Consider the following 16,969-nt stretch of genomic DNA (forward strand, 5'->3'; position numbering starts at 1 on the left):
GCAGTCGTCTAGGCGGACTGCGTCTGCGCTGTCCGCATCGCCTCGATGCGGATGTCTTCGGTGAGTTGCGCCTTCAGCGCGGAGAATTCCGGGCTGGTCTTCAGCGTGTAGTAGCGCGGATGCGGCAGGTCGACCGGCACGTCCGATTTGATGCGGCCGGGCCGGGCGCTCATCACGATCACCCGCGACGCCATGAAGATCGCCTCCTCGATGTCGTGGGTGACGAACAGCACGGTCTTCTTGCGCCGCTCCCAGATGCCGAGCAGCAGTTCCTGCATCAGCCCGCGCGTCTGGTTGTCCAGCGCGCCGAACGGTTCGTCGAGCAGCAGGATTTCGGGATCGTTGGCCAGTGCCCGCGCGATCGCCGTGCGCTGCTGCATGCCGCCCGACAGCTGCTTGGGCCAATGGTTCTCGAAACCCCTCAGACCGACGAGATCGATATAAGAGGCGACGATCTCGTTGCGCTCGCGCTCGGGCCGGCCTTGCTCGCGCAGGCCGAAACCGATGTTTTCGGCAACCGTGAGCCAGGGAAACAGGGTGTAGGACTGGAACACCATGCCGCGGTCCGGGCCCGGCCTTGTGACCGCCTTACCGTCGAGCAGCACGCGGCCGGTACTCGGCGCCTCCAGTCCCGCGACGATCCTGAGCAGTGTCGACTTTCCGCAGCCGGATGGCCCGAGGATGGTGATGAAGTCATTGGCCGCGACCGCGAGGTCTACTGGCTGCAGCGCCTGCACCGGTTGCCCGCCCCCGACCCCGGCAAAGGTCCGCGAGACGCGCTCGATCAGAAGCTTGCTCATGCCAGGCTCCAAGGATAGAGCCAGCGGTTGAGCGCCTTGAAGGCAAAATCGGACAGAAGCCCGATCAGCCCGATGACGATGATGCCGAAGATGATCTGCCCCGTCGCCAACCGCGACTGGCTGTTGATGATCATGTAGCCGATGCCTGACGACGAGCCGATCAGCTCGGCGACGATCACATAAGTCCAGGCCCAGCCCAGCACCAGCCGCAGCGTTTCGGCGATCTCCGGCGCGTTGGCCGGCATGATGACGCGCTTGACGATGCCGTTGTCGGTCGCACCCAGCGTATAGGCTGCCTCGACCAAGTCCCGCCTCGTGCTGCCGACCTTGACCGCGACGATCAGGATGATCTGGAACACCGAGCCGACAAAGATAACCAGGAGCTTTTCGAGTTCGCCGATGCCGGCCCACAGGATGAGCAGCGGAATGAATGCCGACGCCGGCAGGTAGCGCGCAAAGGAAACGAACGGTTCGAGGAAGGCTTCGACCGGCTTCCAGGCGCCCATAGCGATGCCGATCGGCACCGCGAAGATCGACGCAAGCACGAAGCCGCCGAAGACGCGCCAGATCGTGATCAGGATATCGAGCCAGAACCGGTCTTCGACGAGCAGCCGCCAGCCGTCCTTCAGCATCGACAGCGGATCGGCGAGAAAGATCCGGTTCACGTGGCCGCCTAGCGTGATCCACGCCCAGAACGCGACGAACAGCACAAAGAAGGCGATGCCGAGCGCGGTTCGCGTGCCCGGCGCAACGGGATGCAAGGGACGCAGCATCAGGAAAAGTCCATGAGAGGAGGGATCGGCGGCCGGGCGCCACCGATCCGGCGATGCGCGATCAGTTGGCGACCGCGCTGGTGTCGGCGAGCGTCGTCACGTCGGGCGCTTCCTTGATCAGCCCCATCTGCAGCAGGAGCTCGGCGGCCGTTTTGGAGAAGTCCTGGAACTCCTTGGTGAAGAACTGCTTGTTCTCCGCCTTGTCGGCCCATTTCAGATACTTGGCCGAAGCCTCGAACTCCTTGGCCGACTGCTTCACGTCGGCGCCCATGATCTCATAGGATTTCTGCGGATCCTTCTTGATCATGTCGAGCGCGTCGAAATAGCTGTCGGCGAGGGCCTTGGCGGCATCGGGATTGGCCTTAAGGAAGTCCGGCGTGCAGCCGACCGTATCCATCACCATCGGATAATCGAGCGTGGTCGCCAGGATGTGGCCCTGGTCGGCCTTGTCGCGCACGGCGGAGATGAAGGGCTCGTAAGTGACTGCGGCATCGTTTTGGCCGGCGAGAAAGGCTTGCGCCGCCGCATCCGGCTCCAGGTTGACGATGGTGACGTCCTTGGTCGACATGCCGTTCTTATTCAGCACCCAGGCAAGCAGGAAATAGGGCGAGGTTCCAGGCGCGGACGAAGCGACGTTCTTGCCCTTGAGATCGGCGACGCTCTTGATGTCGTTGCGCACGACGATGCCGTCGGCGCCGTAGGATTTGTCGAGCTGGAAAATCTGCTTAGTGGTGACGCCGCTGGCGTTCCACACCATCCAGGTCTCGACGGTGGTCGCCGCGCATTGCAGGTCACCGCTTGCGATGGCCAGTGGACGGCTCGCCTGCGGCACTTTCTTGAGCGTGACGTCGAGCCCGTGCTTTTCGAAAAGCCCGGCCTGCTTGGCCAAAGTCAGCGGCGCGAAACCGGTCCAGCCGCTGATGCCGATGGTCAACGACGTCGCCGCCATCGCCGGCGCGCTAAGCACGGCGGCCGCGGTCAGCGCCGCCGCGAAAATGGAGGTTCTTTTCATTGTGGTTCCCCTTTTATGGTGAGCCCGAATTGTCTCACAGACCCCAAAAGGCTTGTCAATGAAGCAGAAGCCGCACCGGACGATGGTTCTCCTTGAGGGGCTTCTCGATTGCTCACGGCGTGCCCCAGCCGCGGTTGCGCCACATCTTCTCGCCCACCAGGCAGTCTGCTGCCGGCCCGTCGTCGGCGAGTACGACCGGCGGGTGCGCTGCCTCTTCGGCCGCCCATTGCGGTGAAGCCGGGCCGGCAAGCTCCAGCACCAGCTTGCGGCGGATCGCTTCGGGAAACTGCGTCCAGTCATTGACTGGGATCATGAAGGCGCCTGGTCCGCCGATGACGCAGTCGCTGTAATAGCGGTCGAGATTTTCGACGTCGAAGGCGCCGCTGAACCCGCCACGCGTCATCAACGGCAGCCCGTTGATGGTGATGCCTTGCTTGACCACCTCGTCGCGCGTGAGATTGACCGGCGCGCCCTGGTTGTTGGGCCCGTCGCCGGAAACGTCGATGACCCGCTTCGTACCCTGGAAACCGCTCTCGGCGAACAGATCGCTGCCGAAGCTCAGCGCGCCGGAGATCGAGGTCCGCCGGGCGCTGTCCGGCGGCCGGGCATTGAGATGCGCCACCACCTTCTCGGCATCGTCGCGATTGGCGATCACCGTCCACGGCACGATGACGCGCTGCCAGGTCGTGCCCGCCCATTCGACATAGGTGACAGCGATCTTGCCATAGGCGCCGTCGGCGATGGCCTTCAGCACGTTGTCATGCGTCAGCGCCGCGGCGTAGCCGTGACGCTGGATCTCCAGCTCGGCCGGCGACATCGAAAGCGAGACATCGACCGCCAGCACCAGCTCGACATCGACCGGTTCGGCGGGAGAAGCTGCCGGCGTCAGCCAAAGCGCCAGCGCCAGGGCGGCGGCACCGGCTGAGACGATATGCCTTGCGCGGGCATAGGCGGACATGGAGGAAGGTTAGGCGAAAATCGCCGCGCGCAAAAGCCGGGAATTTCCCGGCGTTGGATTTCCGCCGGCGTGGATCTTTTAAAAATATCGCGCGAGATTCGAACGGATGCGCTCCAGCACCGTATCTCCCGAAAGGTCGGGCACGAATTTGGCGCCCGTGATCGCTTCATAGGCCTGGATGTAGATCGCCGAGGCCTGGTTGACGATCTCGTCCGGAATTTGCGGGATCGGATCGTTGTAGGGATCGCACCGCGCTGACACCCATGAGCGGACGAAATCCTTGTCGAAACTCTGCGGCCGCCCGCCGCTTGCGAACGCCTCGTTATAGCTCTGCGCGATCCAGTAGCGGCTGCTGTCAGGCGTGTGGATTTCGTCCGCAAGTACGATGGCGCCGTCCGGCGCGGTGCCGAATTCATATTTGGTGTCGGCCAGGATCAGGCCGCGCTCGGCGGCGCGCTGCTGGCCGCGAGCGAACAGTTGCAGCGCATAACGCGATACGGTGTCCCACTGCGCCTGCGTAAGCAGCCGCTGTTCGATGATCTCGGCCTCCGACAGCGGCTCGTCATGGCCGCCGCTGGCGGCCTTGCTGGTCGGGGTGATGATCGCTTGGGGCAGCTTTTCATTGTCGCGCAGCCCATCGGGAAAGGTGTGACCGTAGAAGCTCCGTTCGCCCTTCCTGTATTTGGTCAGGATCGAGGTGCTGGTGGTCCCCGCCAGATAGCCGCGCACCACGATCTCGACCGGCAGCATGTCGAGCCGCCTGCCGACGACGACATTGGGGTCGGGATATTCCAGCACATGGTTGGGGCAGATGTCGGCGGTTTCCTCGAACCAGTAGCGCGCCGTCTGCGTGAGGACCTGCCCCTTGAATGGGATCGAGGCCAGGATCGTGTCGAACGCGCTCAGACGATCGGTGGCGATGATGATGCGGCGCCCGTCCGGCAGATCGTAATTTTCGCGCACCTTGCCATTGTAGCGATTGGGCAGTTCGGGAATGAAAGCGTCGGAGAGGATGCGCATGGGACACGTAGCTTTCGCGGGCTTCTGATCGGGCCACATAAGCCGCTGGCCGCCTGTACATCAAGCCAAGCACGAAGGCCTTCCGAGCAACGCCAAGGCTTTTCCGATCAGTTGCCGCTATCGCCGGTCGTCAGCTCCTTGGCTTGAGGTTCTCCGGGTCGTAGAGCGGCTTGTAACCGACACCGGCCACCTTGACCGGATAGGTCTCACCAAAATACTCGACCTGCAGCTTGCGGCCTTCCTGGCAGAAGGCCCAGGGCAGATAGGCAAGCGCGATATTCTTGCCGATGGTTGGGCCGTAGGCGACCGAAGTGGTGAAGGAGCGGCGGCCGAGCTCGTCGACCAGCGTCTCGCCGGTCGCGGGATCCTGCACCGGCATGGTGCCGACCGGATAGCGCGCGACGCCCTTGGAATCGGTGTTCTCAGTCATCACCAGCGTGCACAGCATCGCCGGCTGATGCGCGCGGGCACGATATTCCAGGTGCTTGGCCTTGCCGCAGAAATCGTTCTCCTTGACCTTCGGACGGGCGAGGTCGGCCTCGATAAGGTTGTACTCGGTCAAGAGATCGGCGTTCTGCAGCCTGAGGCTCTTTTCCATGCGGCGCGTGTTGGCGTAGGTCTCGACGCCGAACGGCATGACGCCGGTGGAGCGCAGCGCGTCCCAGACGGCCAGCCCATCCTCGTAGCGCATATGCAGTTCCCAGCCCTGTTCGCCGACATAGGAGATGCGGAACGCAGTGACGTCCTTGCCGCCGATCTTGATCGGCTTGATCGCGGCGAAGGGGAAATTCTCCGGCGTCAGCCCGTTCGGATCCTCGACCACCTTCTGCAGGGTCGTGCGCGCATTCGGTCCCCAGATACCGATGGTGACGTATTTCTCCGTCACATCGGTGACGGTGGCATCGAAACCTTTGTCCTGCGCGGTGCGCTGCATGTAGCGGAAGTCGCGCGGGCCGGCGTCGGCGCCGTCGATAACCCGGCAGCGATCGGCCATGCGGATCACCGTGAAGTCGGCGCGCACCATGCCCTCCTCGTCGAGGAAATGGGTGTAGATGCCCTTGCCGATATTGTTGTCGCCGCCGATCTTGGCCGCGCACAGCCACTCGAGTAGCGCGACATGGTCGGGCCCTTCGACGTCGTACATGGAGAAATGCGAGAGGTTGACGATGCCGCAGTCTTCGCTCATCGCCAGATGCTCGGCATTGGAGACGCGCCAGAAATGGCGGTTGTCCCACTCGTTCTCGCGCACCGGCACGCGGTTGCCATACTTCTCCAGCAGATGCTCGTTGGCCGCGTAGCCATGAGCGCGCTCCCAGCCGCCCAGTTCCATGAAATAGCCGCCGAGCTCCTTCTCGCGCTCATAGAACGGCGAGCGGCGGACATTGCGGCCCTTGGAGAAGGGTTCGCGCGGATGCACCGCCGGATTGTACACCTTCATCGCCGTCTCGGTGCAGCGATCCCAGATGAATTGTTCCTGCATCTGGTGCGGATAGAAGCGCGAATAGTCGATCGCGTGATGGTCGATCGACGTGCGGCCGTCGGTCATCCAGTCGGCGATCAACTTGCCCATGCCCGGGCCGTCCTTGACCCAGATGGCGACGGCGTACCACAGCCCCCTCACCTTCTGGCTTTCGCCAATGGACGGGCCGCCGTCGGTGGTCACCTGCAACAGGCCGTTGAAGGAATGGCCTTCATTGTAGCCGAGTTCGCCGAGAATCGGCGTCAGTTCCATGGCGCGCTCCAGCGGCGCCATGATCTGCTCCATGTCGAGGTCGCGCTGCGAGGGCGACAGCCGCGCCTGGTCTTTTTCCAGAAGATCGCGCGGGTGGCACAGGCGCGGATTAGTCTCCTCGTAATAGCCCCATTCGATCTGACCGCCCTCGGCGGTCTTCGGGTCGCCGGTGTCGCGCATATAGGCCGAGTTGCCCTGGTCGCGCAGCAGCGGCCAGCCGATCTCCTTGCCGGTGCCGGCAAACTCGTTGTAGGGGCCAAAGAACGTCAGCGGATGATCGATCGGCATGACCGGCAGGTCCTCGCCGACCAGCGCCGCGGTGAGCCGGCCCCAGATGCCGGTACAGACCACGACATAATCGGCCTCGATCGTGCCGCGCTCGGTCACCACGCCCTTGATGCGGCCGTTCTCGACGACCAGTTCCTTGGCCGAGGTGTTCGCGAAAGCCTGCAGCTTGCCCGCGGCAACCCCTTGGTCGACCAGCTTGCCGGCGACCGTCTGCGAGCGCGGGATGACGAGGCCGGCGTCGGGGTCCCAGAGGCCGCCTTGCACCAGATGCTCCTCGATCAGCGGGAACTTTTCCTTGATCTCGGCCGGCTCGATCAGCCGCGCGCGGGTGCCGAAGGATTTTGCCGAGGCGATCTTGCGCTTGATCTCGTCCATGCGGGCGTCGTCGCCGACGCGAGCGACCTCAAGGCCACCGACGCGGGCGTAGTGGCCCATCTTCTCGTAGAAATCGATCGAGTAGAGCGTCGTCCAGCACGACAGGAAATCGTGGCTGGTCGTGTAGCAGAAGTCCGAGGCGTGTGCCGTCGAACCGATATCGGTCGGGATACCCGACTTGTCGATGCCGACGATATCCTCCCAACCGCGCTCGATCAGGTGATGGGCGACGGACGCGCCGACAATACCGCCCAGACCGACGATGACGGCCTTCGCCTTTTTCGGAAACTCTGCCATTGCCCGCGACTCCAAAGGGATAAAGCGGGCGGGACTATAGGGCGGAGCGGTAGGGTGATTGAAGCCTGTTTGCGACATTAGAAAAATGCCGAGCGACCCTGACAGCCGAACGCGCCTGGCTCGGGCTGTTACAGGGTGAGGAATTCCTCATGCGCCGGGACTGGCTTCGTGCTGGGTACATCGCAGGAATTCCTCGAAGACGAGCCGCTTGCCTTCGCGCACGCTGTCCTCGAGCGGCTTCGCACCGGCCAGATACGCGGCGATCGCGCTCGCCAGCATGCAGCCGGTCCCGCGCATCGATCCGGCAAGCCTGGGCATATCGAGGCGCACAGGCTCTTGTCCGCCTTCCAACAGGACATCCGTCGATCTGGGCCCCGCTGCATGGCCGCCTTTGATGAGCAGCGCGTGCAGTCCTTCCGCAAGCAATTGCCTTCCCTGCCGCAGCGCATCGTCGTCGTCCGAAACCAAATCCGATCCGGTCAGCATCGCCATCTCGACAAGATTCGGCGTCATGAGACGGCAAAGCGGCATGAGGTCGCGCTTCAATGCCCCGATCGCCTCCGGTTCCAGCAATTGCCTGCCCGACGAGGAAGCCAGCACCGGGTCGAGAACCGCCGGTATCTGCGGATTTTCGCGCAGCACGGCGGCAACCGCCTCGACAACGCGTGCCGTTGAAAGCATGCCCATCTTTATCGCCAGCACTTTGTTGGCGCGCAGCGCTGCGCGCATCTGATCGGCGACCAGGCCGGGCTGAATATGGCGGACTGCCGTAACGGATTGGTGTGTCTGCACCGTCACCGCGGTAACGGCAAGACAGGTCCGCAGGCCGATCGAGGAGATCGTCTCGATGTCGCGCGCAATCCCGGCGCCCCCGCTGGAATCCGATCCGCCGACAACAAGCACATGCGGGTCCCGGTTCAGCGCCATTGATCCGTCTTTTCGATCCATTCTCTGGTGCGCGCTTCGGGATCGGAATTCAAAGTTATGTCCGTGACCACCGCCGCACTGTCGGCGCCGGCTTCGAAAACACCATCGAGCCGCCCGGGGTTGAGGCCGCCGATAGCGACCAGTGGCAGAGGCGCGATCCGTTCCTTCCATGCTCGGACCCGTTCCAGCCCCTGCGGAGCCCATTTCATCTGCTTCAGGATGGTGGGATAGATCGGGCCGAGCGCAACGTAGTGGGGCTTCGCCGCAACAGCCGTTTCCAGCTCGGCACCATCATGCGTGCTCAGTCCGAGCCTGACGCCGGCGGCCTGTATCGCCCGAAGATCGGCAGTTTGCAGATCCTCCTGACCGAGATGGACGAAGTCGCAGCCCTCCTCGATCGCCAGGCGCCAATGATCGTTGATGACAAGCTGGCAATGGTGTCGAGCGCACAAGGCCTTTGCCTTGCGGATCTCCATGCGCAGCCCGTCCTCGTCCATGTCCTTGATGCGGAGCTGCACCAGCCTGACGCCGAGCGGCACCAGCCGCTCGATCCAGGCGGCGCTGTCGACAATCAGGTAGAAGGGATCGAACTTCATGAGAAAACCGCCCTGCCGATCATAGGCGTTGACGGCACGGCGACGTCGCGCGGATCGAGCAGGCCCGAACCATACGCTTCGCGGCCGGCATCGACCGCTTTGCTGAAAGCGCGCGCCATTCCGACCGGATCGGCAGCCTTGGCGACCGCCGTGTTGAGAAGCACGGCGTCGAAGCCGAGCTCCATCACGGTTGCCGCATGCGACGGCCGTCCGAGCCCGGCATCGACGATCAATGGAACATCGGGGAAATGCTCGCGCATCGAGCGCAGCGCCATGATGTTGACCGGTCCCAGCGCCGAACCGATCGGCGCGCACCACGGCATCAGAACCTTGCAGCCCGACTCAAGCAGCCGCTCGGCGACCACAAGGTCGTCAGTGGTGTAGGGGAACACCATGAAACCGTCCTCGCACAGGATGCGGGCGGCTTCGACCAAGCCGAACACGTCCGGCTGAAGCGTGTCATGGTTGCCGATGACCTCCAGCTTGATCCAGGACGTGCCAAAAACCTCGCGCGCCATCTTCGCGGTCGTGACGGCTTCCTTGACGGAGTGACAGCCGGCGGTGTTGGGCAGGATCCTCACGCCGAGCGAGTTGACCAGCGACCAGAATTGTTGGCCACCCCTGCCGCCAGCCATTTCCCGGCGCAGCGAGACCGTCACCACCGAGGTGCCCGACCCCTTGACCGCTTCGGCCAGTATGGCCGGCGATGGATATTGGGCGGTGCCGAGGAGCAGCCGTGAGGCAAGCTTCGTTCCGAGGAGATCGAACATGGCTAGCCTCCTTGCATGGGCGAAAGGATTTCGATCCGGTCGCCATCGGCCAATCGAAATTCCGCCCGGTTGGCCGCGGGCACGACATCGCCGTTGAGCGCGATGGCCAGCCAGTTGCCCTCATAGTCGAGCTCCTTCAAAAGGGCGTCGAGCGTCGCCGCCCTGGCCTCAAGCGCTTCGCCGTTGACGATCAGCTTCATTTTCAGACTCTAGCTCGGTGGTTGAATTGAAGAGAAGGCCGGCAGCCTGCTCCGCCATGGCCGGTGAAAGCAGGAAACCGTGCCGGTAGAGGCCGTTTACCGTGATCGCGCCGCCCTTCTGCCGTTTCACTCGTGGCAGATTGTCGGGATAGGCCGGGCGAACGCCCACCCCTGTCTCGACGATTTCGGCCTCACCGAACGCCGGATGAAGTGCGTAGGCTGCGTTGAGGAGCTCCATGAGCGAACGGGCGGTGATCGGCCCATCATGATCACTTTCGATCATGGTCGCGCCGACCATGAAGTGATGATCGGCCCGCGGCACGATGTAGATCGGGTGACGCGGATGGAGGAGACGCACGGGCCGGGCGAGCGAGACCTCGCGCGTGTGGAGGATCAGCATTTCGCCGCGCACACCGCGCAAATCGTCGTCGGCCCGCGCCATGCCCGTGCAATCGATCACCCGATCAAAGGCGGAAGGGGCGATATCGCCCGCCCCGAAGAGGAAGACGACTCCCATTGCGCGCAATTTGCAGCCCAGCGCTTCGAGGACCCGGCGGGGATCGAGATGAGCTTCGCCGGCAAAAAACAGGCCCTTGCGGAATCGGCCGGCAAGGTCGGGTTCAAGCGCGGCAATCGCCTCTTCATCGACGGCCTGATGGTTATGCGTGCGAGCCGCAAAGCGGGCAAGCTCCAAGGTGTCCCGCGCATGGGCGACGACGAGAGTGCCGGCCTTCGTCACGAGCCCGGGCAGTGTCCTTTCCCACCACTCGGCCGAAGTTTTGCCGAGAGTGACAACCGCCTCTTCGGCACTTTCGCGCTCGCACCAGGGGGCCAGCATGCCGCCGGCAAGCCAGGAGGCCTTGCCGCCTATCTGGCTGCGAATTTCGGCAACGGTGACAGACGCACCCCGTGCGGCTAATTCATAGGCGACGGTGAGGCCTGCCACACCGGCGCCTTTGACAAGGACCCGGCGCATGACTCAGCGCGCGCCCCGATCATCCTGCGCCGAAGCCTGTTCTTCCGCTCCGGGCGTTTCGACCAGCATATAGAGATCGCCGCCGGCACGATATTTCTCCGCCATCGCCGCCATCCCCTCCTTTTGCGCTTCCGCGCGAATGTCGTGGGAGATGCGCATGGAGCAGAATCTCGGCCCGCACATCGAGCAGAAATGCGCGACCTTATGCGCCTCCTTGGGCAACGTTTCGTCGTGGAACGAGCGCGCCGTCTCGGGATCGAGCGACAGGTTGAACTGGTCTTCCCAGCGGAACTCGAACCGCGCCCGCGACAGCGCGTCGTCGCGGACCTTCGCGGCCGGATGACCCTTGGCAAGGTCTGCGGCATGAGCGGCGATCTTGTAGGTGATCACGCCGGTCTTAACGTCGTTGCGGTCCGGCAAGCCAAGATGTTCCTTCGGCGTGACGTAGCAAAGCATCGCCGTACCGAACCAGCCGATCATGGCGGCGCCGATGCCGGAGGTGATGTGATCGTAGCCCGGTGCGATGTCCGTGGTCAGCGGCCCGAGCGTGTAGAACGGCGCCTCGCCGCAGACGGCAAGCTGCTTGTCCATGTTCTGCTTGATTTTGTGCATGGGAACATGGCCGGGACCCTCGATCATCACCTGGCAGTCTTTCGCCCAGGCGATTTTGGTCAATTCGCCGAGCGTCTCCAGCTCGGCGAATTGCGCTTTGTCGTTGGCATCCGCGATCGAGCCGGGGCGTAGGCCGTCGCCGAGCGAGAAGGAAACGTCATAGGCCCTGGCGATATCGCAGATCTCATCGAAATGCTCATAGAGGAAGCTCTCGCGATGATGGTGCAGGCACCATTTGGCCATGATCGAGCCGCCCCGAGAAACGATGCCGGTGACCCGGTCGACGGTCAGCGGGATGTAATGCAGCCGCACGCCGGCGTGGATGGTGAAATAGTCGACCCCCTGCTCGGCCTGCTCGATCAGTGTGTCGCGATAGACCTCCCAACTCAGATCCTCGGCGATGCCGCCCACCTTCTCGAGCGCCTGGTAGAGCGGCACGGTGCCGATCGGCACCGGCGCGTTGCGTACGATCCATTCGCGGATGTTGTGGATGTTGCGGCCGGTCGAGAGGTCCATCACGGTATCGGCGCCCCAGCGGATCGCCCAGACCATCTTTTCGACCTCTTCGGCCATCGACGAGGTGACGGCGGAGTTGCCGATATTGGCGTTGATTTTCACCAGAAAATTGCGGCCGATGATCATCGGCTCGCTCTCGGGATGGTTGATGTTGGCGGGGATGATCGCGCGGCCCCGCGCCACCTCGTCGCGCACGAATTCCGGCGTGACGAAGTCCGGTATCGATGCGCCGAACGCTTCCCCATCCTGTTGCAACCTGCTTCGCAGCATCTCGCGGCCAAGGTTCTCGCGGATGGCCACGAATTCCATCTCAGGCGTGATTATGCCGGCGCGCGCATAGGCAAGCTGTGTCACCGCCTTGCCGGCTTTTGCCCGCACCGGACGATTGCGGACTGGAAATTCAGGCGTCAGCCGTTCGCCCGTCGCAAATCCGTTGTCCTCGGGCCTGACGTGGCGGCCGTCATAGGCTTCGACATCGCCGCGCGCGGCGATCCAGTCCTGCCGAAGACGGGCAAGACCCTTTTCGATATCCGTCTCGATCGCGGGGTCGGTATAGGGGCCTGACGGATCGTAGACCGTCACCGGCGGTTCCCCGGCTGTCGGGTGCACGCTGATCTCGCGCATCGGCACCCTGATCTGCGGATGGATGATGCCGTTCTTGTGGATTTTTCGCGACGCCGGCAATGGCCCGGTCGATACGGTGGGTGTCAAGGCATTCATTTGAGGCTCCTTTGCTCGTTGCATTGGAGACCCAGTTCTGTGCCGGAAGGATGAAAAGACGCCTTTGCCTGCCTGCTTGAGACAGGTCTACGGGCACCAAGTCCCGCAAAAGCGCTTGCACCGTCCCTACGCCAGTATGAACTGGATCAGGTTCAACGGGTCACTGCGCCGCAAAGCCAGCAGTATCTCAGCCCCTTGCCGGGACTCCCCTGGTGAATGGCTGAAGTTGAGCGAGCCGACGCCGTTTTGTCAAGCACGTCCGGCCCGGGTAGTGGGTCACGCTGGCGTGACTGACAAGCTATGGGGGATCGCGGACATCGTTGCGCTTATCGAAGCGAAAGAAGCAGAGCAGCCGACGGTGCGCGGCTCTTACAAAAAAGGGATCGCATGATGCGCAGGAACATGAGCGGTCCGACCAGCTTATCAAGGTGACACAGGATTTCTGGCCGGGCCGCCCAGTAAGGCCGGGGTTGCCTATCCCAGCCTACCCCGCCCAAGTTCTTCCGAAAGCTGGTCGGGGTCAATTACGCCCCGCCTGAAAAGCCACATGACCTTCATGGCTATCTCTTCGCGCTCATTCTCGCGAACAATTCGATATTTTGCGCAGTAATCGTTGAGAGCTTTTGTGAGGATTGGGAGTTCGTCGGAATCCGCCACCCCGCACGACAACATGCCTGCCTCCCCATATATGGGCGGAAGCATACCGCTTCCAATGTCCGCCTGCCTCTACCCCGTTGCGGACGACTTGAAAAAGATACACCCGGAAAAAGGTCAGCTTCGAGTCAATTCGATGCGACTGAGGTCGGACGCCCGTCAGGGCTTCTTGAGGAGACGCGCCTCGCGAATGCGCGAATTGGCCCGGACGGCAATTGGGTTCGATTGCCGTTGCAGCGATTGGTGGTGATGCAGGCTAGACGAAGGCCCAGATATCTTCGGCCTGGAAGCCGACCTGGTAGCCGGCGGTCTTCAGCTTGACAACGACCTGGCCGATCTCGGCGGCCGGAAGCGCGCCGACCTCGATCTTGATCATGCCGGGGCGGTAGCGCTCAAGGTCGAGCTGGTCGAACACCATCCAGTCGGCGCCTTCGCAGTCGACCAGGAACGCGTCTACGTGGGTGATACCGTTGCGGTCGAGCAGCGTCTGCAAGGTCTCTGACGGCACCTCGATGTCCTTCAGATGCGGCGCGAACCTGTTGAAGTTGGCGTCAACCTCGCCCCAGGCGTTCTTGCCCGACATCAGATTGGTGTCGGTGACCGATGAGCAGCCGATGAACTCGATCGGCAACGTGCCGGCCTCGAGCGCCGCGGCATCGAAGGTATGGACCGTGATCGTGCCCTTGGTCCTTGTCACCGCCACCGGCTCTATGATGAAGCGGCTGGCATCCGGGTAATTAGCGCGCAGCCGCTTCTGATTATACGGGATCGGCTCGACCAGCATCGCGCGCGCCCCGGGGATGCGGTGCAGCCAGGGCGTCACGTCGTCGAAGAGCGCGCCGTCGCAGGCGCCGACATTGACCATCTGGAACGGCCGGCCACCGCCGCCGAAACGTGCCCGGAGCGCCGCCTTGGCCAGGAACTTCGTGCCGTGCAACGCCGGCCCGCGATCGAGCAGGCCTGCCGGAAGACCTAGCGACAGCAGAACGCGCGCAAAGCTGGACACAGAGTTCATGACTTGCCTCCGGGAATGACCTGCAGCGCAGCACGGCCGCCGCCCTGGCTTGCCGCCGCCCAGAGAGCGATCAGCGGCGCTGCCAGCAGCAGGAAGGGCGGCAGAAGATTGGGGAAATAGATGCGGGTGTCGTGGATCGGGAAGACGGCGAATTTCGCCAGCGCGCCGAGCTCCAGCGCCGCCAGCAGGATGCCGGCGCGGCGGTCGAGCCGGAAACCGGCGCGGCTCAAGCTGTACCATCCGGCCAGTGCCAGGACCGATACGCCGACCCAGCTGTTGAGGTTTATGGCACGCACCACCGAGGCGGCGAGGGCCTTGAGGTAGGCCGTCAGCGAAAACGGCGGCTCGAACCCATCCATATTGTAATGCTGCTCGATGCTGGAGAACCAAAGATGCGGCCACCAGCCGGGATGCTGCGCCCAATGCGAAATGGCGAAATAGGCGATGAAGGAGGCGGCGAAGCCTGCCAGCGCGCCCCATGCCCTCTCGCGGAAAGCGATAAGCAGCACGGCGAAGATGGCGAGGAAGACGATGTTGTCTGGCCTGGCCATGAAAGCGAGGAAGAGCAGGGCCGCCGTCGCCGCCTCGCGCTTGCGCACATAGGCGAAGACACCGCCGAGGAACAGCGCCGAGCACAGAAGGTCCGGCGTCGAGGCCCGCGCCGCATCGCCGAACTCAGCCATGATCAGCACGGCGCCGACGACCGGCGCCAGCGCCAGCGCGCCTTCCTCGCGCAGCCAGGCGAGCGTGATGGCGCCGAACAGCAGCACCGAGAACACTTGCACCAGCCGCATCGCCTCGACCGGCGAGACGACATGGCTGAGGCCGGAAAGTATTTCGGCATAGAGGAACTTGATCCGGTACATGCCGAGCAGCGAATGGAAGTCGGCGGCATTCTGCGCCATATGACTGCGGAAGCCACCGCCATCGTCCGTCAGCGTCTTGTATTCACCCGCCGGCACGCCAGCCTTCACCGTGCTGTAGGCATAGTCATGCAGCGCCTGCGCATCCGGATAGGTGCCCTCCTCGGCGATCCCCAGATAGGGCAGCATGTCCCAGTTTGCGTCGGGCATGAACCAGGCGGTCGCGGCGGTGAGCAGGACATAGAGCGAGAAGGCGATCGCCCCGATCGATGCTGCCCATTTCGCGTAAGCCCCCTCGCCCCATGCCAGGCCGGCACCGGTCAAGCGTTCCAGCGGATTGGTTGGCGCGGACGGCCTGGTCAGCATCCTCAGCGGCCCCTATCTGCCGACCTGGCTTTTCACGAAATCCTTCACGATCGACACGATGCCGCGCGACAAAAGGCTGTCGAAGGCGTCGACGAAGCGGTCGACATGCTCGGGCTGGCAGATTAGCGGCGGCTCGAGCCGGATGACGTTGCGGTTGTATTCGGTGAAGGCGACGAGCACGTCGTAGTCGCGCAGCAGCAGCGAACCGACAAAGCCCGAGAGCGAGCCCTTCAGCTTGTCGTCGAGCACGCTCACCACCGGACGCAGCACAATCGGCAAGGTCTGCGAGAAATCATGGAACTCGAGCCCGATCATGAAGCCCTTGCCGCGCACATCCTTGATGATCTTCGGATATTTTTCCTTCAGCGCCTGCAGCCGCTGCAGAAGGTAGTCGCCCGTCGAGGCGGCATTGTCTATCAGCCCCTCGTCATAGAGCACGTTGATGCCCTCGATCGCGGTGACGCAGGCCTCGCCCATGCCGCCGAAAGTCGCCATGGCATGGATCATCGCCGTCTTCGGCGTGCCGTAGGCCTTCATGTAAACGTCGCGCCTAGCGATCATCGCCCCGACCGCCGCCTTGCCGGCGCCCAGCGATTTTGCCAGCGCCGTCACATCCGGTACCACGCCGTAATGCTCGAAAGCATAAAAGCGGCCCGAGCGGCCATAACCGCACTGCACTTCGTCGGCGACCCACAGCACGCCATATTGGTCGCAAAGCGCGCGCAGCTTCTGCCAGTGCTCGGCCTTTGCCTGGATGATGCCGCCGCCGCCCTGGATGGTTTCCAAGACGATGACGCCGATCTCCGGATCGCTCTTGAACAGCCGCTCGACGGCGTCGATGTCGGCGAAGGGAACGCGCACGACATTGTCGGCGACCTTGAAGTCGGCGCGGTAGAGCTGGCCGTCGGTGATCGCCAATACGCCCTTGGTCTTGCCGTGGAAGGAATTCTCGGCATAGACGATTTTCGGCCGCTTCGGGCCGGCGGCGCGTTCGGCGAGCTTCACCGCCGCTTCCATGGCCTCAGAACCCGACGAGCCCAGGAACACCATGTCGAGATCGCCGGGCGAGCACTTGGCGATGTTGTGCGCAAGCGCCGCCGCATATTGCGACATGAAGGCGATGGCGATCTCCTGGCGCTTCTCCTCCTGGAATTTCTTCCGCGCTTCCAGGATGCGCGGATGGTTATGGCCGAAGGCCAGCGACCCGAAGCCGCCGAAGAAGTCGAGGATCTTGCGGCCGTTCTGGTCGATATAGAACATGCCCTCGGCGCGCTCGATCTTGACCTTGTGGAAGCCGAGCAGCTTCATGAAATGAAGCTGTCCGGGGTTGAGATGCGCCTTAAACAAGTCGGTGATGCGGGCGATATCCATCGCCTTGGCCTGCTCGACGCCGATCAGGTCGGGCTTGGCGATTGCTGCAGGCGAAAGCGCCGGCGCATCGACCAGCGTGCGCGAGCCTGTTTGTTCCGGCTTGGCCATGACGGTCATCTGAAAAATCT

Annotated in this window: 15 protein-coding genes and 1 riboswitch; all 15 genes read right to left on the reverse strand. The window is 63.2% G+C overall.

Features of this window, described 5'->3' with window-relative positions:
• Positions 1–8 precede the first annotated feature (8 nt).
• Positions 9–800 (reverse strand): ABC transporter ATP-binding protein, encoded by a 792-nt coding sequence (locus tag LB528_RS13240; RefSeq protein WP_224715213.1) that lies wholly within the window; start codon positions 798–800, stop codon positions 9–11.
• Positions 797–1,573 carry an ABC transporter permease gene (locus LB528_RS13245; protein ID WP_411962156.1) on the reverse strand — a complete coding sequence of 259 codons (777 nt, stop codon included), beginning with the start codon at positions 1,571–1,573 and terminating at the stop codon, positions 797–799. The genes LB528_RS13240 and LB528_RS13245 overlap by 4 nt, the downstream gene beginning before the upstream one ends.
• A gap of 61 nt (positions 1,574–1,634) precedes the next feature.
• Positions 1,635–2,585: an ABC transporter substrate-binding protein gene (locus LB528_RS13250; RefSeq protein WP_224511047.1), complete on the reverse strand. Its 951-nt coding sequence runs from the start codon at positions 2,583–2,585 to the stop codon at positions 1,635–1,637.
• Between the two features lie 112 nt (positions 2,586–2,697).
• Positions 2,698–3,543, reverse strand: coding sequence for a DUF1194 domain-containing protein (locus LB528_RS13255; protein WP_224511045.1), 846 nt, complete (start codon positions 3,541–3,543; stop codon positions 2,698–2,700).
• Positions 3,544–3,621: 78 nt separating this feature from the next.
• Positions 3,622–4,563, reverse strand: coding sequence for a phosphoribosylaminoimidazolesuccinocarboxamide synthase (locus LB528_RS13260; RefSeq protein WP_224511043.1), 942 nt, complete (start codon positions 4,561–4,563; stop codon positions 3,622–3,624).
• Positions 4,564–4,693: 130 nt separating this feature from the next.
• Complete coding sequence (locus LB528_RS13265; protein WP_224715214.1) at positions 4,694–7,255, reverse strand: FAD-dependent oxidoreductase; 2,562 nt, start codon at positions 7,253–7,255, stop codon at positions 4,694–4,696.
• A 147-nt stretch (positions 7,256–7,402) separates the two neighbouring features.
• Positions 7,403–8,182 (reverse strand): hydroxymethylpyrimidine/phosphomethylpyrimidine kinase, encoded by a 780-nt coding sequence (locus LB528_RS13270; RefSeq protein ID WP_224715215.1) that lies wholly within the window; start codon positions 8,180–8,182, stop codon positions 7,403–7,405.
• On the reverse strand, positions 8,173–8,778 hold the full coding sequence (locus LB528_RS13275) for a thiamine phosphate synthase (protein ID WP_224715216.1): 606 nt from the start codon (positions 8,776–8,778) through the stop codon (positions 8,173–8,175). The genes LB528_RS13270 and LB528_RS13275 overlap by 10 nt, the downstream gene beginning before the upstream one ends.
• A complete protein-coding gene (locus LB528_RS13280; protein WP_224715217.1) occupies positions 8,775–9,548 on the reverse strand; it encodes a thiazole synthase in 774 nt (257 codons plus the stop codon). The genes LB528_RS13275 and LB528_RS13280 overlap by 4 nt, the downstream gene beginning before the upstream one ends.
• Before the next feature lie 2 nt (positions 9,549–9,550).
• The gene (gene thiS / locus LB528_RS13285; protein ID WP_224715218.1) at positions 9,551–9,748 is read right to left on the reverse strand and encodes a sulfur carrier protein ThiS; all 198 of its coding nucleotides are present in this window, start codon (positions 9,746–9,748) and stop codon (positions 9,551–9,553) included.
• The gene (thiO, locus tag LB528_RS13290; RefSeq protein WP_224715219.1) at positions 9,717–10,724 is read right to left on the reverse strand and encodes a glycine oxidase ThiO; all 1,008 of its coding nucleotides are present in this window, start codon (positions 10,722–10,724) and stop codon (positions 9,717–9,719) included. Before thiO ends, thiS begins: the two co-directional genes overlap by 32 nt.
• Positions 10,725–10,727: 3 nt before the next feature.
• Positions 10,728–12,572, reverse strand: coding sequence for a phosphomethylpyrimidine synthase ThiC (thiC, locus tag LB528_RS13295; protein WP_224715220.1), 1,845 nt, complete (start codon positions 12,570–12,572; stop codon positions 10,728–10,730).
• 105 nt (positions 12,573–12,677) lie between these two features.
• Positions 12,678–12,793: riboswitch (TPP riboswitch) on the reverse strand.
• A 689-nt stretch (positions 12,794–13,482) separates the two neighbouring features.
• Positions 13,483–14,241: an FkbM family methyltransferase gene (locus tag LB528_RS13300; RefSeq protein ID WP_224715221.1), complete on the reverse strand. Its 759-nt coding sequence runs from the start codon at positions 14,239–14,241 to the stop codon at positions 13,483–13,485.
• Positions 14,238–15,470, reverse strand: coding sequence for a hypothetical protein (locus LB528_RS13305; protein WP_224715222.1), 1,233 nt, complete (start codon positions 15,468–15,470; stop codon positions 14,238–14,240). Before LB528_RS13305 ends, LB528_RS13300 begins: the two co-directional genes overlap by 4 nt.
• Before the next feature lie 12 nt (positions 15,471–15,482).
• Positions 15,483–16,958, reverse strand: a complete 1,476-nt coding sequence (locus tag LB528_RS13310; RefSeq protein WP_411962158.1) for an aspartate aminotransferase family protein — start codon at positions 16,956–16,958, stop codon at positions 15,483–15,485.
• Positions 16,959–16,969: the final 11 nt, after the last annotated feature.

It is taken from the genome of Mesorhizobium sp. CA4 (assembly GCF_020165075.1).
Taxonomy (GTDB): domain Bacteria; phylum Pseudomonadota; class Alphaproteobacteria; order Rhizobiales; family Rhizobiaceae; genus Mesorhizobium.